We start from the raw sequence: 18,875 nt of genomic DNA, 5'->3' as shown, positions 1-18,875 counted from the left end.
CGGTTCTGCCTGAGTTGTGGCGCGCTGCTATGCGCGAGCCTCGACGACGGGGCTGCCGTTGACGCTCAAGACGCGCCAGGCGCCATCCGCCCACTCGATCTCGTTGATCGCCGCGTTGTGGATGTGCGGGATCTCCTCGCCGAGAATCTCGGAGAGCACGAAGCGGATGATCGTGCCGTGGCAGACCGCGGCGACCGTCGCATCCGGGCCGTCGAGAGGCAGTCTCGTGTCGCGGATCTCGACGATGGCGCGCATGCCGCGGGCGGTGACCGCCTCGCGGGGCTCGATGTCGGCGAAGTCGGCGTTGGGCTCGTCGGGAATGGGCTCGGTCGGCACCGCTCCTTCGAGGCTGGCGTAGTCGCGCTCGATGAGATCGTCGTAGCTCGCGCCCAGGTCGATGTCGAGGATCTCGGCGATGATGCGAGCGGTCTCTCTGGCGCGCATCAGGGGAGACGAGACGATAGCCGACAGGCCCTGATCGGCGAGCACGGCGGCAGTCTCGACGGCCTGCGCCCGCCCGGTGTCGTTCAAAGGGATGTCGCTGGAGCCCTGGAGACGACCGTCGCGGTTCCAGTCGGTCTGGCCGTGGCGGATGAGTTCGATGCGCATGAAGGAAGGGCTTTCGTCGAGAGAGTGGAGGGGCGCCTTCGAAACAGGTCGATGCCCCAGGCTCAATGGTAGAACGCCGCTCGAGGCTGCGCGGCAGAGCGCGTCATTCTGCACATGTGTTCGCGGTGGTGAGACGGCGTTTCGCGGGGAATGAGACACGGAGTTGCATGTTCACTTTCGCCTGGGACAATGCACTCATGACGAAGAAGATCACCACGGCGCTGGCCGAACTCATCAAGGCGTTGGGTAAGCACGCGGAGATCGCTGCGACCCCCGATGCGTCGGTCTCGAAGACCGAGCGCGCGACCGTTCGTGTTCAGAAAGCAGCCACGGCCTACCTCTCTGCGCTGCCGGCGAAGAAGCGCATGGCGAACCCGTTTCTCGGCGTGGTCGACGACCGTATCGACGACGATCTGAGGGCGACTCTCGAGGCCGAGCGAGCCACGATGTCGAAGAGCGACAAGAAGTCGTCTAAATAACTTCTACGTCGAGGGTGCGCTCGCGATAGCCCACAGCGCTGAGCGCAGCGCACTCTGCTCGGCCTCCGGCACAGCGCTGAGCCGTGCAGCGATGGCCGTATCGCGTTCCACAGTGACTCTCTCGTAAATCGCAGCGCCGGCGGCCGTCGCTGCGGGGATGCGTACCCTCCTGTCGGTCGGCGAAGCGCTGCGCACGATGAACGCTTGGCCTTCGAGTCGGTCGAGCACCGCGATCAGCGTTGTCTTATCGATGCCGAGTTGCCGAGCGATCTCGAGCTGGGTGCGTGGGATTCCGTCGGTCACCACCGATAGAACCAGCCAGTCGCGCAGATCGACCAGCCCTGCTGTCTTCGCGACCGCGTCGAAATCTGCGCGCAGAACCTCAGCCGCCCGGTGCATCAGCCAGGTGAGATCGGCTGTCTCGAGGTTGTCGACCGATGAGCAGACGGCGGAGTGCAGAGACACCGAACCGGCGGCTGCGCATGCCTCGGAAGAGGAATCGATCGAGTCGCGGGACATAACACCACAGTACGTCTCTGTGTCGATTTCGTCCAGAATGAGATCGTCTTGCATCGGATGATCTGATGTCGTACAGTTGGCACGACCTCAGGAGAAAACCATGCTCATCGCATCCATCGTCGTGTCTGTTCTGCTCGCCATCGCCGTAGGCGGGTCGGGCGTCAACAAGCTCGCCAAGAACGAGACCGTGATGAAGGGCATGGACGTTGTGCGGGTTCCCCGCGACGGGGTCTGGATGCTCGCGGTGCTCGAGCTCGCGGCCGCCCTCGGGCTGGTGGTCGGCATCTTCTGGTGGCCTATCGGCGTGGCCGCGGCTATCGGCGTGATCGTCTACTTCGTGGGTGCCATTGTCGCCCACATCCGCGTGTCCGACACCAAGGGTCTGGGTGCACCGGCGGTTCTGCTTCTTGTGGCCGTGGCCGCGCTCGTGCTGCGCCTGCTCAGCATGTAGGTCTCGATACGGTCGCTGAGCGACCTACTCGACCAGCGCGGTTCTGCGCTGGTCGAGTAGCGAGGTACGAGCGTATCGAGACCAGCGCGGCCTACGACGTGAAGAGCTTCTGCAGCCGCGCGATGCCCTCGGCGAGAGGCTCGTCGCCGAGCGCGTACGACAGGCGCAGGAACCCGCTCGGGCCGAAGGCCTCACCGGGAACGGCGGCCACTTCGGCCTGATCGAGAATCAGATCGGCGAGCTCGAGCGAGGTCGTCGGCGTGACCCCTCCCCACGAGCGGCCCAGCAGACCCGTGACGTCGGGGTACACGTAGAACGCGCCCTCGGGCGTGGGGCAGACGATTCCGTCGATGGCGTTGAGCCCGGCGACGATCGCCTTGCGACGTCGATCGAACGCCAGTCGCATCTCTTCGACGGCGTCTTGCGGTCCGTTGAGCGCCTCGATGGCCGCCTTCTGCGAGATGTTCGAGACGTTGCTCGAGAGGTGCGACTGCAGGTTCGCGGCGCCCTTGATGGCGTCGGCGGGGCCGACCATCCACCCGACCCGCCATCCGGTCATGGCATACGTCTTCGCGACGCCGTTGACCAGGATCGTGCGGTCGGCCAGCGCCGGAACGGCCTCGACGATCGACAGTGCGCGAACGCCGTCGTAGGTGAGGTTCTGGTAGATCTCGTCGCTGATGACCCACAGGCCGTGAGACTCGGCCCATTCACCGATCTCCTTGGTCTGCTCGGGCGAGTACACGGCGCCGGTCGGGTTCGACGGCGACACGAACAGCAGCACCTTGGTGCGATCGGTGCGCGCGGCCTCGAGCTGCTCGACGGTCACGAGGTAGTTCTGCTCGCTGCCCGCGAAGACGTCGACGGGAACGCCGCCCGCCAGGCGGATGGCCTCGGGGTAGGTGGTCCAGTACGGGGTGGGCAGCAGCACCTCGTCGCCCGGATCGAGCAGGGTCGCGAAGCTCTGGTAGACGGCCTGCTTGCCGCCGTTGGTGACGATGATCTGCGACGTCGAGACCTCGAGCCCCGAGTCTCGCAGCGTCTTTGCTGCGATGGCCTCGCGCAGCTCGGGAAGGCCGACCGCCGGCGTGTACTTGTAGTTCTTGGGATCGAGCACAGCCCGCGACGCCGCCTCGACGATGTGGGCGGGCGTGGCGAAGTCGGGCTCGCCCGCCGCGTAGCTGATGACAGGGCGGCCCTGGGCCTGCAGCGCCTTCGCCTTGCTGTCGACCTTCAGAGTCGCCGATTCGGCGATGGATGCGATGCGGTGCGAGATACGGGTGGGTTCGGTCACAAGAGCCAAGCCTAGCGGGAGGGCCTGCGAATCAGCGGGAGAGTTTAGGGCCTCGACATCGCTTTGCGCATCGGGTCGGCCACAGATGGACCGTATCCGAATGCCGCCCATACCCTTGACGGTATGAGCGAAAACCAGCCCGACGCATCCGAGAGCCAGAAGCCGGTCGCCGCCGTCGTCTACAACCCGATCAAGGTCGATGTCGACGCCCTTCGCGCCTCTGTCGAGCGGCACGAGGGTGTGAACGGGTGGGGCGAGACGCTCTGGTTCGAGACGAGCGTCGAAGACCCGGGCCAGGGCGTCACGAAAGAGGCTCTGGATGCCGGTGCCACGATGGTTCTCGCGGCCGGCGGTGACGGAACGGTGCGGTCGGTCGCGGAGGCCGTGCACGGCAGCAAGGCATCGCTCGCTCTGCTTCCGAGCGGAACGGGCAACCTGCTCGCCCGCAACCTCGACCTGACGCTGAACGACCTCGACCACGCGGTCGAGACCGCGTTCTCGGGCGACGACCGTGCCATCGACGTGGGACTCATTCAGGTGCGCCGCGAGGACTCCTCTGTCGAGAAGTTCGCCTTCGTCGTGATGGCAGGGCTCGGCATCGACGCGACGATGATCGCGAACACCGACGACGACCTCAAGAAGCGGGTCGGCTGGCTCGCCTACGTGAGCGCCATAGCCAAGGCGCTGCGCGACAAGAACGAACTGCGCATGCGCTACAACCTCGACCGGCAGGGCAATCACTCGGTGCGCGCGCACACGATCATCATCGGCAACTGCGGATCGCTGCCGGCCAACATCCTGCTGCTTCCCGAGGCCGCCGTCGACGATGGACTCTTCGACATCGTGATGCTTCGCCCCAAGGGCTTCGTGGGCTGGGTGCAGATCATCGTGAAGATCGTGTGGGAGAACGGGGTGCTGCGCCGCACCGCAGTGGGTCGCCGCCTGGCCGGCCTCTCTAAAGAGGTGCGCGCGCTCAACTACGTGAAGGGCAAGGAGCTCGTCGTGAAGCTCGACCGAGCCCACGATATCGAGCTCGACGGCGATGGGTTCGGCAAGGCGATCGCGTTCCGCACCTGGGTCGACGCCGGAGCGCTGCGCGTGCGCATCCCCGCCGAGGTCACTCTCGAGGAACAGCGGCCCGAAGACGAACCTGAAGAGGCCCGGCTGCCCGGCGAGCGCATCGACGAGGGCGCCGACGCCGAGTCGGATCTCTTCGCAGAGTCGAGCGACGACGCCGATACCGCCTCGAAGGGCGAGTCGCCATCGAACTGACCATCTCGGTCGTCATTCCCGTCAAAGACGACGGAGAGCTCCTGAAGCGCTGCCTCGATGCGGCCGCTCTTCGATGCCAGCGGATTCGCCACGCGCATCAGGCGGGGATTCCACTCGTTGGCGATCCACTGGCCGCACGACTTTCCGTGGGCGCGCTGGACGCGCCGGCTTCGGCGGTGATGGTCTCGATACGCCGGCTCCTTCGTCGCGCGGCTACTCGACCGGCGCACAACCTGCGTTGGTCGAGTAGGCCGCCTGCGGCCGTATCGAGACCCGAGGTCTACAGTGTCGGAATGAGCTCGTCGAGGAACGCGGCCGTGTCGTGCCAACCCTCGACCGCGTGGCACTCGACGCCGAGCGCCTTCACCGGGTAGTCGTTGCCATCGGGGTCGAGGCGGTCGCCCACGAACAACATGTCGTCGAGCGGAATGCCCGTGAGCTCTGACAGACGCCCCATGCCGTAGGCCTTGTCGATTCCCTGACGTGTGATGTCGACCGAGGTCGAGCCGCCGCTGCGCACCTCGAGATCGGGCAGCAGAGCCTGGGCGGCCTCGCGGAGCGTGTTCTTCTTGACGCCGTCGGCGTCCCATGCGGCTTTCGCAGAGACAGGCGCGCCCTGGCCGAGCGCCGAGAATGTGATCTGCGATCCGCGGTCCTCGAGAATCGGCCCCCAGGTCTCAGACTCCCAGTAGCCGAGACGTCGGGCCTCGCCCTCGACGGCGGCCAGCGCACGGTGCTTCTCGTCGTCGGTGAGGTTCTGCGCGTACACCTGGTTCCACGCCCCGCCTTCGAAGCGGTAGTACTGCGTGCCGCAGGTGGGCATCAGGTGCAGTCGCGTGAGGGCCTCCGGGCTCGCCGCGGTGAGCTTGTCGATGACCTGGGCGGTGAACTGCCCGTACTGTCCGCCCGAGATGATGCACACCTCGACCCGGTCGAGCAGCGTCACAAGAAGCTCCGCCATGCGCGGATCGATGGCCGTCTTCGAGGGCGCGAGGGTGTCGTCGAGGTCGAAGGCGACGAGGCGGGGAGTCGAGGTCATGGCTGTCCGTTCTGCACCGATCGCGGAAGTCGCGGGGCGCGTCGATTCTAGAGGGGCAGAGCGATGGTGAAACTGGGCCGCGGGTCTTGGCCGGCGGGTGCGGCCTCGTGCAGGGTCACCGAGACGTCGCGATAGTTTCGGATGCGCGGCAGTCCGCGCGTGGTCTCGCTCTCGTGCGAGCCCACCACGACGGTGCGCATGCCCGCCGCGAGACCCGCCGCGATGCCGGCCTCGGCATCCTCGAAGACGATCGCGTCTGCCGGATCGACGCCGAGCAACCGCGCGGCCAGAAGGTAACAGTCGGGCGCGGGTTTGCCGTGCTCGACGTCGGCCGCCGTCACGACGACGCCCGGCGTCGGCACGTCGGCGATCTCGAGTCGGCGAAGCGCGAGCGCGCGCCTCGCCGAGGTGACAAGAGCGATGGATGCCGTGGGCAGGCTCTCGACGAAAGCGCGGGCACCCGGAACGGGCACGATGCCGTCGACCGCCGCGAGCTCGAGGTCGAAGAGCCGGTCGGCGCCCGTGGCCACGTCGAAGCCGACGGGGCCGTGCCGCCGCATCGTGTCTTCGGCCCGCACGCCGTGACCTGTGGCGATGATCGCCTGCGCATCCATGCCGTTCTCGGACGCGAAGGCCCGCCAGACCTGCTCGACCACCGCGGTGGAGTCGACGAGAGTGCCGTCCATATCGAACAGCACGGCCCGGGCGGTGAGGTCAACCGTGCCGGGGGCGCCTGTCGCGGCGACCGTGGTCACCTATTGACCCTGGAGCTGGTACTTCGCCTCGGTCTCGGCCTTCTGCGGCTTCCACCAGTTCTCGTTCTCGCGGTACCAGGCGACGGTCGACGCGAGGCCCGACTCGAAGTCGGAATACTGCGGAACCCAGCCGAGCTGCGTGCGCAGCTTGGTGGAGTCGATCGCGTAGCGGAGGTCGTGCCCCGGGCGGTCGATCACGTGGTCGTAGGCGTCGCCCGGCTGACCGAGGGTCTCGAGAATGAGCTCGACGACCTGCTTGTTGTTCTTCTCGCCGTCGGCGCCGATGAGATAGGTCTCACCGATCTCGCCCTTGTCGATGATCGTGAGCACGGCCGAGGAGTGGTCGTTCGCGTGGATCCAGTCGCGCACGTTCTCGCCCGCGCCGTAGAGCTTGGGGCGCTCGCCCGTGAGCACGTTCGTGATCTGGCGCGGAATGAACTTCTCGACGTGCTGGTAAGGCCCGTAGTTGTTCGAGCAGTTGGAGATCGTGGCGCGCAACCCGAACGAGCGAACCCATGCGCGCACCAGCAGATCGCTGCCGGCCTTGGTCGAGGAGTAGGGGCTCGACGGGTTGTAGGGGGTCTGCTCGGTGAAGCGCTCGGGGTCGTCGAGCTCGAGGTCGCCATAGACCTCGTCGGTCGAGATGTGGTGGAAGCGCACATCGTGCTTACGCGCGGCCTCGATCAGCGTGAACGTGCCGATGATGTTCGTGTCGAGGAACGGGCGCGGGTCGTGCAGCGAATTGTCGTTGTGGCTCTCTGCCGCGTAGTGCACCACGACGTCGGCGTTTTCGACGAGGCCGTCGACCAGGGCGGCGTCGGCGATGTCGCCCTTGACGAACGAGAAGCGCTCGGGGTCGAGTCCGTCGAGCGATGCGAGGTTGCCGGCATAGGTGAGCTTGTCGAGCACCGTCACGTGGTCATCGGTGTTCTCGAGCACGTAATGCACGAAGTTCGAACCGATGAAACCGGCCCCACCGGTAACGAGAAGCTTGCGCACTGAGATCTCCTGAAGTCGACGAAAAGATTTCCCCCATAGTAACGGGGGCCCCTGACGTCGGCCGAGATGCCGAAACGGGCGCTGGCTTTACTCTCGTTCTGCTCTCGCCTACACTTGGTCGAGGTAGTTGAAGTCTGCCAAGCTTTTTTATGCCCTTTTTGGGTTTGTGAAGGGTTTGGCGGGTGACGATTCCCGGGCTTTTCAGCCCGAAGGGTGGTGGCTCAATTGGTAGAGCAGCGGTCTCCAAAACCGCAGGTTGCAGGTTCGAGTCCTGTCCGCCCTGCTGATCGAATCGGGTCGTTCTCGCAGATTCTGTGAGGGCGAACAGAGGAGATTGGGCCGAATGGCCGAATTGTGAAGGGTAACTACTTACGTGGCACGCAAAGTAATCGACGAACCGAGCGAAGAAGTCGTCGAGAGCGCCAAAAAAGAACGGGCTGCTCGCCGCAATCCGTTCGCCCGTATCGTGCTCTTCATCAAGCAGGTCTTTCAAGAGCTCAAGAAGGTCGTTACCCCGACGCGCAAAGAGCTGCTGAGCTACACCGCAGTCGTTCTTGTCTTCGTCATCATCATGATGGCGCTGGTGTCGGGTCTCGACGCAGTGTTCGCCTGGCTTGCAGTGATGGTCTTCGGAAACCCGACCTAAGCGCACTGAAGCGGGTCACATGTTCTGTCAGAACAGGTGCATCCCGACTCGTTGTGCGGCTGGGTTCCGCAGAGCGGTGAACGAAGGCATTCTGCGCCAAGCGCAATAATCAACGAATTGGAACGGATTTACGTGGCAGAGTCACAGCGCGACGACGTCGAGAACGTCGCAGCCGAAGAGAAGTCAGCCGAGACCACGGCGGCGCGCGAAACGCCCGCCGACCTCGACGCTCTCCTCGACGCGATCGACGCGAATCCAGACCCCGAGGCCGACGCCATCGTCGATGACGCCCTCGACATCAGCGATGCAGACCAGGTCGCCGCGGCCATCGACGTGCTCGATGACCCCGATGCCGCCACGGTGCTCGACGAAGACGGCGACGACATCGCCACGGCAGTCGCCGAAGCCGAGGCCGAGGCTGTTAGTGCCGATGCGGCCGAGCAGGCCGACGCATCCGGTGCCGAGATCGCCGACGGTGAGTCGGGCGACGAAGCCGAGCCGGCCGAGGTCGACCCGTACGAGGCATTCCGCAAAGAACTCCGCACTCTGCCGGGCAAGTGGTACGTCATCCACTCCTACGCCGGCTTCGAGAAGCGCGTGAAGCAGAACATCGAGAGCCGCAAGACCTCGATGGGCATGGAGGACTTCGTCTTCCAGGTCGAGGTTCCGATGGAAGACGTCGTCGAGATCAAGAACGGCCAGCGCAAGCTCGTCACTCGCGTCCGAATTCCCGGCTACGTGCTCGTTCGCATGTTCCTCAACGAAGACAGCTGGTCTGTCGTGCGTCACACGCCCGGCGTCACCGGCTTCGTGGGCAACTCGCACAACCCGACGCCGCTGCGTTTCGAAGAGGCGTTCTCGATGCTGCAGTCGCTCGTCGTCGTCGCCGAGGTCCCCGTGGCCAAGGCTGCCGGCGGAAAGGGCGGCAAGGCCGTCTCCCGCTCGATTCCGGCCGAGGTCGACTTCGAGATCGGCGAGACCATCACGATCAAGGAAGGCTCGTTCGCGGGTCTGCCCGGATCGATCAGCGAGATCAAGCCCGAGAGCGGCAAGCTCACGGTTCTCGTCTCGCTGTTCGAGCGCGAGACTCCGGTCGAGCTCAGCTTCGACCAGGTCACCAAGCTCTAGAGCTCTTCACATCGAGCCCACCGTTGATTCGGTGGGCTCGATGGCGTTAACGGGTTGTATCGCGTATGCTTGGAGGGTTGTCCTCATACCGGCGCGCCTTCTGGCGTGCTGACGAAGTCGGCCACAAACCGCGTTCACCGAACGGCGGGAGAGTTCGCCAATCAGGGCGCACTCGACACAGATAAGGAAGAGAAAAATGGCACCGAAGAAGAAGGTTACCGGTCTGATCAAGCTTCAGATCAAGGCCGGCGCCGCCAACCCCGCACCGCCCATCGGGCCTGCGCTGGGACAGCACGGCGTCAACATCATGGAGTTCTGCAAGCAGTACAACGCAGCAACCGAAGCTCAGCGCGGAAACGTCATCCCCGTCGAGATCACCGTGTACGAAGACCGTTCGTTCACGTTCATCCTGAAGACGCCCCCGGCAGCAGAGCTCATCAAGAAGGCCGCCGGAGTCGCCAAGGGTTCGGGAACTCCGCACACCGTCAAGGTTGCGAAGCTCACCCAGGCACAGGTCCGCGAGATCGCCGAGACCAAGATGGCCGACCTCAACGCGAACGACATCGCCGCCGCGTCGAAGATCATCGCCGGAACCGCCCGCTCCATGGGCATCACGGTCGAGGCGTAACTCCTCACCGCACCTCGTTGATCGAGTAGGCCGCCCTTCGACACGCTCGGGGAACGCCGCACGATCAGCACCACTCAGCACGACGTGGGAGAGCCAGCCAGGCTCACGTAAACCACACTCCAAGATTCAGGAGAATCAGTTATGGCAAAGAACTCCAAGGCCTACAAGGCCGCGGCAGCAAAGATCGAAGAGGGCAAGGTCTACACGCCCACCGAAGCAATGGCTCTCGCCCGCGAGACCGGCTCCGCCAAGTTCGACAGCACCGTCGAGGTCGCTCTCAAGCTCGGCGTCGACCCCCGCAAGGCAGACCAGATGGTCCGCGGCACCGTGATTCTTCCTCACGGCACCGGTAAGACCGCCCGCGTCATCGTCTTCGCAACCGGTCCCGCCGCCGAAGCCGCCATCGCGGCCGGCGCCGACGAGGTCGGTGGCGACGAGCTCATCGAGAAGGTGGCCGCTGGCTACACGAACTTCGACTCGGCCGTCTCGACCCCCGAGCTCATGGGTAAGGTCGGACGCCTCGGTAAGGTGCTCGGCCCCCGTGGCCTCATGCCCAACCCGAAGACCGGAACGGTGACGCCCGACGTCGCCAAGGCCGTCAACGAGATCAAGGGTGGAAAGATCGAGTTCCGCGTCGACAAGCACTCCAACGTGCACTTCGTCGCCGGCAAGGCATCCTTCACCGAGGAGCAGCTCACCGAGAACGTCAAGGCCGCCCTCGAAGAGGTCGTCCGTTTGAAGCCGTCCTCCTCCAAGGGCCGCTACATCAACAAGGGCACGGTCTCCACGACGTTCGGCCCGGGCATCCCGCTCGACGTCAACGCCATCTAGGCTCAGCTTCCCTCAGAAAGGGCCGCTCTCGCATCGCGAGGGCGGCCCTTTCTGCGTGCTGCGCCCGCCGCGCAGCGAGGCTCGCTGCGTCGAGATGGCAGTTCGGGTGGGTTCTGGCGGTCGAGGTGACAGTTGGCGTCAACGCAACTGGCAACTCGCAGCACTCCGGCACAACCGCCTCCAATGCACTGCTCTGCACAGGTGCTCGTCCGCTCGGCGGACGCTCCCGCGAAACGTGCCACGGTCGGGATATGTCCACTCCATCGCCCCTTCCCGATGCGCTCGAATCGAAGATCTTCACAACTCGAGAGGCGTTGTCTAGCGGCGTCGGCCCGTCGAGATTGCGTGCGCGCGATATCGCTCATCCGTTTCGAGGCGTCAACATCGTCTCCGATCGGCAGCCGACTTTCGTGCAGCGTTGCCGAGCGCTGATGGCGGTACTCCCGCCTGGCTCGTTCATCAGCCACGAGTCAGCCGCGCGTCTCTTCGACTTTCCCGTTCGTCGGGGAGATGCGCGCAGCATCCACGTCACGGTGCCCGCGCCGTATCGTGCGCCCCGGCGTCGTCAGGTCGTCGGTCACCGCCGCACCGTGTTGGGCGACGAATGGATGCGATCGGCCGGGTTCGCGCACAGCACCGCGTGCCGCGCATGGTTGGAACTCGCGGGTACTTCCTTCACTCTCGACGAAGCCGTCATCGTGGGCGACTATCTGGTGAGGCCGAGGGAGACCCGTCGAGGATATCGGCCGCTCGCCACTCTCGATGAGCTGCGAACGGCAGCGGAACGTTCGATAGATCGCCGAGGTGCCCGCCGCATATCGCGCGCACTCGAGGGGATTCGGGAGCGAGTGGACTCACCTAAGGAGACACAATTGCGTCTTCTGCTGCTCCGAGCAGGATGCCCGGAACTCATCGTGAACGAACCCTTCCTCGATCAGTGGGGTCGAGTGATCGTGCAACCCGACCTGCGCATTCGCGGCTTCAGAATCACACTCGACTACGAAGGCGACCATCACCGAACCCAACGCAGACAGTGGATGCGCGATGTGCGGCGGTTCCGGCAGCTCGCGGGCGTCGAGATGGTCGGCCTTCGCGTGGTCGCCGACGATCTGGAGCCACCCGGAGTGTACGAATTCCTCGACGAGGTGCAGGGTGAACTCGACCGACAGGGCTGGACCGGACGGCTGTGCTACCGACCGAGTTGACGCTTCGGTAGGGGTGGTGCGTGCCACATGACAGTTGAGGTCAACGGAAGTGGCAACTCGCAACTCTCGAGTGCACGGAAGTGGCAACTCGGGACTCTCGTGGGCATGGGAGCGGGGTCACGCCGGCGAAGGCGGCTTGGGGCGGGCGACGGTATTCTGACGGGATGGTTCTTTCTGTGCGGCGTGCGGTCGTTTCTGACAGTGGTGCTCTCGCGGCGTTGGCGGCTTCTACCTTTCCCCTCGCGTGTCCGCCGCACACCACCGACGAGGCCAAGGCCGCGTTCATCGCGACCCATCTCAGCCAGACGAGTTTCGACGGCTACCTCGCCGACCCGGCCCGCGACATCCTGCTCGCCGAGATCGAGGGTGAGGCGGTCGGCTACACGATGATCGTGTTCGCAGAACCGTCAGACCCCGACGTGACGGCGGCGCTGACGGTGACGCCGTCGATCGAGCTCAGCAAGTTCTACGTGCTCGCCGGGCACCACGGGCAGGGCATCGCACCCGCACTCATGACCGAGACGATCGCCGCGTCGCAGCGGCGCGGGGCCGCTGCCATGTGGCTTGGGGTGAACGAGGAGAATGCTCGGGCGAATCGCTTCTACGAGAAGAACGGCTTCGCCAAGGTGGGCACGAAGCGCTTTCTCGTGGGAGAGACGTATGAAGACGACTTCGTGCGGGAGCGCGTTCTGTAGCTGCCCTTCGGCACACTCCGGGAACGCCCGTGTGTCACGAATCGACCTTCCCAGCGGCGGTCAGGTCGATTCGTGACAAGCGGGTGGGCGTGGGCTCTCGGACAGCGGGTGTATCGCCGCGGACATCTGTGCTGCGCCCGGCGGGCAGGAAGAGTGCGATCAGCGCGGCGAGGGCCAGCGCTGCTGCACCGACGAAGACGGCCGGAACCGCGGCATCCACGTAGCCGGTCGGTGTGAGTTCGCCGCCGGCACCGGTGAAGACGGCCGTGAGCACGGCGATGCCCAGAGCGACGCCGATCTCGCGCAGCGTGGAGTTGGTGCCCGAAGCCTTGGCGTGGTCGGCCGGGGCCATGTTCACCAGCACTGCCGTGGAACTCGGGGCGAAGACGAGACCCATGCCGAGCCCCGCGAAAATGAAGCCGGGCAGCATGGCCGGGTACGTCGCATCCGGAGCCATGGTGGCGGCCAGCCAGCCGATGCCGATGGCGAGCGACGCGAGACCGGCGACGATCAGGATGCGCGTGCCGACCCGGGGCGCGATCAGCCCGGCGAGCGGCGCCACGACCATGGGTGCCATGGTCCAGGGCATGGTGAGCACCCCCGCTTCGAGAGGCGAGTAGTTCTGCACGATCTGCAGGAACTGGATGAGGATGAACACCGCCCCGAACGCTCCGAAGCTGAAGATGAGGCCCACGGCGTTCGCGATCGAGAAGCTGCGGTCGCGAAACAGGCGGAGCGGAAGGAGAGGGGCAGACACGCGGGACTCCCGCACGAGGAAGAGGCCCATCAGCACGGCGCCGCCGACAAGCGCGACGAGTACTTCTGCGCTCGCCCAGCCGGCGTCGTTGCCGCGCACGATGCCGTAGACGATGCCGAGGATCCCGACACCGGCCAGGATCACGCCCCAGATGTCGGCGCGCACGCGGGCGCCGAAGGAGTTCGGCAGCGCGGCGATGACAAGCGGAACGGAGAGGATGCCCAGCGGCACATTGAGCCAGAAGATGGCCTGCCAGCTCCACCCCTCGACCACGGCGCCACCGATGAGCGGACCGAGAGCGACGCCGAGACCGGAGATGCCGCCCCAGATGCCGATTGCGAGGGGCCGCATTCGAGTGGAGACTGAGCCGACGAGCAGGGTGAGAGACAACGGCATGATGGCCGCGGAACCGGCACCCTGCACGGCCCGGGCGAGTACGAGCATCCATGGTTCTGTGCTGAGCGCGGCTGCCGCACTCGACAGGGTGAAGAGCACGATGCCGCCGACGAAGAAGTGCCGCCTTCCGAAGCGGTCGCCCAGGCTCACGAAGAGAAGCATCAGGGCAGCGAAGGTCAGCGTGTAGGCGTTGGTGATCCACTGCAACTCGGTGACGCCGGCGCCCAGATCTTGGTGGATCACGGGGAGGGCGCTGGTCACGACGAGGTTGTCGAGGGTGGCCATGAAGACAGGAACCGAGGCGGCGATGAGCGCGAGCCAGACGGGGATTCGACGGGCAACTGACATGACATCTCCACACAAACTAAACTAGTAATCGATCAATTACTAGAGAGTAAGTTATCAGCTGATACCATGTCAAGTGTGACCAATGACACTCCGTCCGACCCTCCCATTCGCGAGCGAATGCCTGCTGCCGAGCGGCGCGAGCTGATTCTCGGGCACGCCAGCGCGGTCTTCGGGCGCAGGGGATACTCGGGCACGACGACCGAGCAGATCGCGCAGGCTGCTGGTATCAGCCAGCCCTACGTCGTGCGCATGTTCGGCACGAAAGAGAAACTGTTCGTCGAGGTCATGGAGCGCGCCCTCGGCAAGCTCATCGTCGCCTTTCGCGAGATCATTCGCCTGCGCGACTCGGGAGAGATCGCGAGCAACGAACTCGGCGCGCGGCTGGGCCAGGCCTACGTCGATCTGATCGAAGACCGGGGAATCCTGATGTCGCTGATGCAGGGCTTCATCCAGGGCCACGACGATGTGATCGGGCGCCGCGCGCGAGCCGGATTCCTCGAGATCTACCGACTGCTGCGCGACGAGGCGGGGATTCCTGCCGATGATGTTCGAGGCTTTCTCGCCGACGGCATGTTGATCAACACCCTTCTCGCGATCGGCATGCCCGACAATTTCGAGGGTGACGAAGCAGCCACCGAGCTGATGACCCTCTCGTTCGGAGCAAAGCTCGACGCCGTATTGTGTGTCGCGAGCGAGCAGTCGACGCGGCCGGTCTAGTCGACGAGTTCGAAGAGAACTCGGCCCGACTCTATGTCTGCTTCGACCAGCCTTACCCGCACTCGTTCGCCGGCAGTCAGGCTGCCCGTGCATTCCGCGTCGACGGCAGGGTCGATGATCTGAACGATGCCGCGATTCTCTTTCGCCGAGATGACCGCTGCCTCGAAGAGTTGCCCGATGCGGTCGGAGAGCAGCGCCGCCTCGACCGCTGCGATCGACCGGTTGTCGAGTTGTGAGGCGCGCGAATCGGATGCCGCCATGATCTTGGGCAGTGAGGCCAGGGCATCGCGGGCCCACTGCGGCGGCGCCTCACCCGCGCACAACGCCTCGCAGATGACGAGTGTGAAGCGATCGACCAACCGCCGCAATGGAGCGGTCGTGTGTGCGTAGGGTGCGGCGACGGCCGCCTGGCTGACCTGCTCGGGCACGTCGCCGTCGAACGCCGTGTAGCCAGCGCCCCGGAAAAGCGAGCCGGCGGCGTGCGTGATCGCGAGCTGAAGGGGGTTGTTCGGGTCGAGTGAGGCGAGATATTCCCCATAGGGCATGGACTCGGGCCACGGGTGGCCGAGCGCCTCGGTGCGCAGCCTGAATCGCTGGACTGTCTCGGCATCGGGAGCCGGCATGGTTCTCAGAATGCCGACCCGACCGGCGATCATGATGCGCGCGGCCTCCATTCCGGTGAGGAGTGAGATCTGCGCGTTCCACTCTTCGACGGGCAGCGACGAACGGCGCTCGAGCGTGTAGTGCCCGCCGCTCGAGGAGACGATCTGCTCGGGTCGCGAGAGGTTCGCGCCGCCGCGAAGCCTCTCGAGAGCGCGTCGAGCCGGCCCGACTTCGGCGAGCAGCATCAGCGTCACGTCTGCCGCCGCGGCATCGGGTCCCTCGCGCGAGTCGATCTCGCGCTGGGCCTCGACGTATGAGAGTTGGCGAACGCTCCGGATGCGCGCACGCGACAATTCGGTCGAGCGCACAGCGCCGTCGGCCCCGAGCGAAAACCGCCACACGAAAGCGCCCCGCACCTCAGCTGGCAGCAGTGATGCGGCGTTCTCGCTGATGATCGTGGGGTGCAGAGGAATGCGGCCATCGGGCGCATAGAAGGTCTGCCCGCGACGCCTCGCCTCGGCATCGATCTCGCCGAGCGGCTCGACGAACGCGGGCACGTCTGCAATGGCGTAGCGCAGGAGGTAGCCCTCGCCCAGCCGCTCGATCTGCACGGCCTGGTCGAGGTCGGTCGACCCTTCGGGATCGATCGTGATGAACGGAACATCGGTGAGATCGGAGATCGGCAGAGCGTTCGACGCCACCACGCGCTGCGCCTCGAGCTCGACGGCCGAAGCAAAGGCGGTGGGTACGTCGAGGTCGGCGCGGATTGCCGCGATCGCCGCGGCGAGACGGTCATCGGTGGATGTCGTCAGCCTGAGTGAAGATCGAGTCACGCGCCCCAGCGTACGCGGAGCTCATGACATGCGGTGCAGGAGGGTGGGCCGCCGCTACGGAACCTCGAGCACGATCTTTCCTCGGGTGTGTCCGCGCTCGAGGTGCGCGTGCGCCTCGGACGCCTCGTCGAGCGGATAGATCTCGGAGACGTGCACATGCAGATCGCCGGAGTCGATGAGTCTCGAGATGATCGCGAGGCAGGCCGCGTCGGGAGACACGGAAAAACCGCTCCATCGAACCCCGGCCTTCTCGGCTTCGTCAGCGAATCCGGGCCAGCCCCCGGTGGGAACCGAGATGATGAGTCCTCCGTGGCGAAGCACAGAGAGCGAGCGTGTTCCGGTGTTGTCGTGAACGTTGCCGACGAGATCGATCACCACGTCGACATCCGACACCCGCTCTTCGAAGCGCGTCGTCGTGTAGTCGATGACCTCCTCTGCGCCGAGCGACCGCAACCAGCTCGCGTTGTTGCCCGAGGTCGTCGCGATCACGCGTGCGCCGAAGTACACGGCCAGCTGCACGGCCAGATGGCCCACCCCGCCGGCTCCCGAGTGGATGAGCATGCGCTGCCCCTCGTGAGCCTTCGCCAGGTCTACGACGAGCCCCCACGCCGTGAGCGCCGCGGTCGGCACGGCGGCAGCCTCGATGGGAGTGAGCCGACGGGGCTTGCGCGCAACCTGCAGACTCGGAACGGCGACGTACTGCGCATAGGAGCCGAAGGTGCGAGGCGCTGCACTGACGCCGTAGACCTCGTCGCCCGGTTTGAGCGGGTGGCCGTCGTAGGGGCTCTCGACCACGATTCCGCAGAAGTCGCGACCGATGACGGTCGGATAGAACGGGATGGCGACAGACACTCCGGCGCCGGAACGGGTCTTAGCATCGATTGGGTTGATGCCCGCCGCAGAGACCTTCACGAGAACCTCCGAGCCGACCCTCGCGGGCGTGGCCACATCTGTGAGCCGCAGAACCGATGGATCTCCCGGTGCGTCGAAGACGACCGCTTTCATCAGAGCCGGTGGCGAAGAAGGGGGAGCGCTGACGACGTGCGGGGTGATCGAATTGGTCTCGTGCGGCGTCATCGCTGGCCTTTCATCGGCGGGTTCTGGGCGTCCCGTGAGGGATTCTCGACAAGGAATATGCGGCTTGTCGAGTGTGTGGGTCGTTCGGGCTCCCCGCACGCTCCAGTCAATCGGTCGAATGATTCACCGGTGTTACGGCGGTGTTCCTTGGAGGCAAACAAACTTCGCCGCCGTTACCATTCGTAGATCGTGACTTTCCGCCTCTCTCGTGCTGCGTCGCCCCGGGTGGCCCGACCGCTGCTCGTTGTCGCCGCCGTGGCTGTGCTCGTCGGTCTTGCGCTGCTGTGGGGTGCCCGCATCGCTGCGAACCGCTTCATCTACGTGAGCGAGCTGGGTGCAGACGGCGAGCCGACCGCCTGGGCGTTCCGCTGGGCGCTCCTTCTCGTTGCGGTCGCCGCACTCATCGTGGCCGCCGAAGCGACGACCCTGCGCTCGCGGATGCGCATCCTCGCCCTCGTCACGCCCTCTGTCTCTCTGCTCATCGCGGGTTCTGCGTTCGCGCTCGCGTCGCAGATCACCTGCACCAGCGGCTGCCCCCTGCCCGTCGGCGACTCGTTCACCTGGCAGGACTTCACGCACACCGTCATCGCCGTGATCGGCTTCGCCGCCGCGTGCATCGCGATGCTCCAAGTGGCGACGGCGCGCGACCACCCGAGGCTCGCCCGCTACTCGATGGTGTCGGCCGTCGTGGTGGCCGTGGTCTCCGGGGCTGGCGGCATCCTGTCTCTCGCCCGATTCATGCAGCACCTGGGCGGCCTGCTCGAGTTCGCCGCGACCACCGTCGCCCTGCTGTGGCTGGCGATTCTCGCGGTCGCGCTGCTCGCCGCGGTGCCGAGCCGGGCATCGGTGGCGACCGGATGCGCGAGCCCGGTCAGCGACCGGGTTGCATGAGCGCGAGCAGCTTGTCGGCAAGGTTCACGAGACGCGCGATCTCGTTCTCGTCGCGATCGACCCAACGGCTCTGCGGCTCGGGGTCGACGGGCATGAAATTGTCGTGCTGCTCCCACACCACGATGGTGCGCTCCGCACCGAGCACGTACTGCTGCCACCACACCTGGCGCAGATAGTGCCGGGGAATCGAGCGCCACGCTTTGTTCGTGGTCTTGATCTCAGCCAGCTCGAGCGTTCCGTTCTTGGTGACGGCCACGCCGTCGGGAGTCGCCAGATGGCGCTTCTCGCCCTCGGCGTGAAACAGCGATGAGCTGGGGAGAACCCCGAACATGGCCCGCACATAGCGTGCGATGTGCGGCTCGCGGTCTTTGCCGTGATCGGTGAAGATGTTGCCGCCGAAGCCGGTGCCGTTGATCTTGTCGTAGGCCACCGACTCGAGGTTCTGCGGTCCGGTGAGGCGGGCCACATCGGTGGCGGTCACGCCGCGACTGCGCGCGCGCAGCCACTCGACTCGATTCGTGCCGTCTGCGACAAGGCGGTCGAGATGGGCGGGGCGAGCCGGCTTCTGCTCCTCTTCCCAGGGGAACGGGAGCATCGGCTGGAGAGTCACCTGCCTATTCTCGCTCACGACCGGTGACAGACTGGGGTGACGCGCTCGCTTTGATCATCCACGCCGAGCGCTCGCCTCACAACACGGGAGTTT

The 18,875-nt window shown here is 65.5% G+C and carries 21 protein-coding genes and 1 tRNA gene; 12 read left to right on the top strand and 10 right to left on the bottom strand.

The features are described 5' to 3' along the window. Nucleotides 1-27: 27 nt before the first annotated feature. Nucleotides 28-609: a histidine phosphatase family protein gene (locus B9Y86_RS03195; RefSeq protein WP_085482837.1), complete on the bottom strand. Its 582-nt coding sequence runs from the start codon at nt 607-609 to the stop codon at nt 28-30. Nucleotides 610-806: 197 nt separating this feature from the next. Here B9Y86_RS03195 and B9Y86_RS03190 point away from each other — a divergent pair, with 197 nt between their 5' ends. Further along, the gene (locus B9Y86_RS03190; RefSeq protein WP_139824700.1) at nt 807-1,088 is read left to right on the top strand and encodes a hypothetical protein; all 282 of its coding nucleotides are present in this window, start codon (nt 807-809) and stop codon (nt 1,086-1,088) included. Between the two features lie 3 nt (nt 1,089-1,091). On the opposite strand, the gene B9Y86_RS03185 is transcribed toward B9Y86_RS03190, so the two are convergent. Further along, the gene (locus B9Y86_RS03185; RefSeq protein ID WP_176223234.1) at nt 1,092-1,607 is read right to left on the bottom strand and encodes a MarR family winged helix-turn-helix transcriptional regulator; all 516 of its coding nucleotides are present in this window, start codon (nt 1,605-1,607) and stop codon (nt 1,092-1,094) included. 100 nt (nt 1,608-1,707) lie between these two features. On the opposite strand from B9Y86_RS03185, the gene B9Y86_RS03180 reads away from it, so the two are divergent. Further along, nucleotides 1,708-2,058: a DoxX family protein gene (locus B9Y86_RS03180; protein WP_085482831.1), complete on the top strand. Its 351-nt coding sequence runs from the start codon at nt 1,708-1,710 to the stop codon at nt 2,056-2,058. Nucleotides 2,059-2,149: 91 nt separating this feature from the next. Here B9Y86_RS03180 and B9Y86_RS03175 read toward each other — a convergent pair whose 3' ends face one another. Continuing rightward, on the bottom strand, nt 2,150-3,352 hold the full coding sequence (locus tag B9Y86_RS03175; protein ID WP_085482829.1) for a pyridoxal phosphate-dependent aminotransferase: 1,203 nt from the start codon (nt 3,350-3,352) through the stop codon (nt 2,150-2,152). A 123-nt stretch (nt 3,353-3,475) separates the two neighbouring features. On the opposite strand from B9Y86_RS03175, the gene B9Y86_RS03170 reads away from it, so the two are divergent. Beyond that, nucleotides 3,476-4,624 carry a diacylglycerol/lipid kinase family protein gene (locus tag B9Y86_RS03170; protein WP_085482827.1) on the top strand — a complete coding sequence of 383 codons (1,149 nt, stop codon included), beginning with the start codon at nt 3,476-3,478 and terminating at the stop codon, nt 4,622-4,624. Between the two features lie 280 nt (nt 4,625-4,904). On the opposite strand, the gene B9Y86_RS03165 is transcribed toward B9Y86_RS03170, so the two are convergent. From B9Y86_RS03165 to rfbB, 3 genes are read right to left on the bottom strand one after another with little or no spacing between them, the layout of a single operon-like run. After that, the gene (locus B9Y86_RS03165; protein WP_085482825.1) at nt 4,905-5,663 is read right to left on the bottom strand and encodes an HAD-IIB family hydrolase; all 759 of its coding nucleotides are present in this window, start codon (nt 5,661-5,663) and stop codon (nt 4,905-4,907) included. A 47-nt stretch (nt 5,664-5,710) separates the two neighbouring features. Continuing rightward, nucleotides 5,711-6,418 (bottom strand): HAD-IA family hydrolase, encoded by a 708-nt coding sequence (locus B9Y86_RS03160; protein WP_244894608.1) that lies wholly within the window; start codon nt 6,416-6,418, stop codon nt 5,711-5,713. After that, entirely contained in the window at nt 6,419-7,417 is a 999-nt protein-coding gene (gene rfbB / locus B9Y86_RS03155; protein ID WP_085482823.1) for a dTDP-glucose 4,6-dehydratase, read from the bottom strand. It lies immediately after the preceding gene. Nucleotides 7,418-7,627: 210 nt separating this feature from the next. Between rfbB and B9Y86_RS03150 the strand changes: the two genes are divergently transcribed. The 7 genes from B9Y86_RS03150 to B9Y86_RS03120 all read left to right on the top strand — a co-directional run bounded on the left by B9Y86_RS03150 (nt 7,628) and on the right by B9Y86_RS03120 (nt 12,550). After that, nucleotides 7,628-7,700: transfer RNA gene (locus B9Y86_RS03150), tRNA-Trp, on the top strand. Nucleotides 7,701-7,790: 90 nt separating this feature from the next. After that, complete coding sequence (secE, locus tag B9Y86_RS03145; RefSeq protein WP_085482821.1) at nt 7,791-8,063, top strand: preprotein translocase subunit SecE; 273 nt, start codon at nt 7,791-7,793, stop codon at nt 8,061-8,063. A 132-nt stretch (nt 8,064-8,195) separates the two neighbouring features. Next, nucleotides 8,196-9,191: a transcription termination/antitermination protein NusG gene (nusG, locus tag B9Y86_RS03140; protein WP_085482819.1), complete on the top strand. Its 996-nt coding sequence runs from the start codon at nt 8,196-8,198 to the stop codon at nt 9,189-9,191. Nucleotides 9,192-9,387: 196 nt separating this feature from the next. Then, a complete protein-coding gene (gene rplK, locus B9Y86_RS03135; RefSeq protein ID WP_055776148.1) occupies nt 9,388-9,819 on the top strand; it encodes a 50S ribosomal protein L11 in 432 nt (143 codons plus the stop codon). Between the two features lie 141 nt (nt 9,820-9,960). Further along, nucleotides 9,961-10,650: a 50S ribosomal protein L1 gene (gene rplA, locus B9Y86_RS03130; RefSeq protein WP_085482817.1), complete on the top strand. Its 690-nt coding sequence runs from the start codon at nt 9,961-9,963 to the stop codon at nt 10,648-10,650. A 251-nt stretch (nt 10,651-10,901) separates the two neighbouring features. Next, nucleotides 10,902-11,855 carry a hypothetical protein gene (locus B9Y86_RS03125; RefSeq protein WP_085482815.1) on the top strand — a complete coding sequence of 318 codons (954 nt, stop codon included), beginning with the start codon at nt 10,902-10,904 and terminating at the stop codon, nt 11,853-11,855. Nucleotides 11,856-12,019: 164 nt separating this feature from the next. Beyond that, nucleotides 12,020-12,550 (top strand): GNAT family N-acetyltransferase, encoded by a 531-nt coding sequence (locus tag B9Y86_RS03120; protein WP_085482813.1) that lies wholly within the window; start codon nt 12,020-12,022, stop codon nt 12,548-12,550. 34 nt (nt 12,551-12,584) lie between these two features. On the opposite strand, the gene B9Y86_RS03115 is transcribed toward B9Y86_RS03120, so the two are convergent. Further along, nucleotides 12,585-14,051: a DHA2 family efflux MFS transporter permease subunit gene (locus B9Y86_RS03115; RefSeq protein WP_085482811.1), complete on the bottom strand. Its 1,467-nt coding sequence runs from the start codon at nt 14,049-14,051 to the stop codon at nt 12,585-12,587. Nucleotides 14,052-14,126: 75 nt separating this feature from the next. Between B9Y86_RS03115 and B9Y86_RS03110 the strand changes: the two genes are divergently transcribed. Continuing rightward, nucleotides 14,127-14,768, top strand: a complete 642-nt coding sequence (locus tag B9Y86_RS03110) for a TetR/AcrR family transcriptional regulator (RefSeq protein WP_244894607.1) — start codon at nt 14,127-14,129, stop codon at nt 14,766-14,768. Here the strand turns inward: B9Y86_RS03110 and B9Y86_RS03105 are convergent. Continuing rightward, the gene (locus B9Y86_RS03105) at nt 14,765-16,204 is read right to left on the bottom strand and encodes an RNB domain-containing ribonuclease (RefSeq protein WP_085482807.1); all 1,440 of its coding nucleotides are present in this window, start codon (nt 16,202-16,204) and stop codon (nt 14,765-14,767) included. The genes B9Y86_RS03110 and B9Y86_RS03105 overlap by 4 nt on opposite strands. A gap of 54 nt (nt 16,205-16,258) precedes the next feature. Beyond that, complete coding sequence (locus tag B9Y86_RS03100) at nt 16,259-17,281, bottom strand: NADP-dependent oxidoreductase (RefSeq protein ID WP_342351705.1); 1,023 nt, start codon at nt 17,279-17,281, stop codon at nt 16,259-16,261. A gap of 189 nt (nt 17,282-17,470) precedes the next feature. Between B9Y86_RS03100 and B9Y86_RS03095 the strand changes: the two genes are divergently transcribed. Continuing rightward, a complete protein-coding gene (locus tag B9Y86_RS03095; RefSeq protein ID WP_244894606.1) occupies nt 17,471-18,172 on the top strand; it encodes a DUF998 domain-containing protein in 702 nt (233 codons plus the stop codon). On the opposite strand, the gene B9Y86_RS03090 is transcribed toward B9Y86_RS03095, so the two are convergent. Further along, on the bottom strand, nt 18,153-18,767 hold the full coding sequence (locus tag B9Y86_RS03090; RefSeq protein WP_085482803.1) for a YqaJ viral recombinase family protein: 615 nt from the start codon (nt 18,765-18,767) through the stop codon (nt 18,153-18,155). The genes B9Y86_RS03095 and B9Y86_RS03090 overlap by 20 nt on opposite strands. Nucleotides 18,768-18,875: the final 108 nt, after the last annotated feature.

This window comes from Agreia pratensis (assembly GCF_900177685.1).
GTDB classification, from domain to species: domain Bacteria; phylum Actinomycetota; class Actinomycetes; order Actinomycetales; family Microbacteriaceae; genus Agreia; species Agreia pratensis.
The sequence above is the reverse complement of the archived record's forward strand: the minus strand, read 5'-3'. Positions and strand labels throughout refer to the sequence as shown.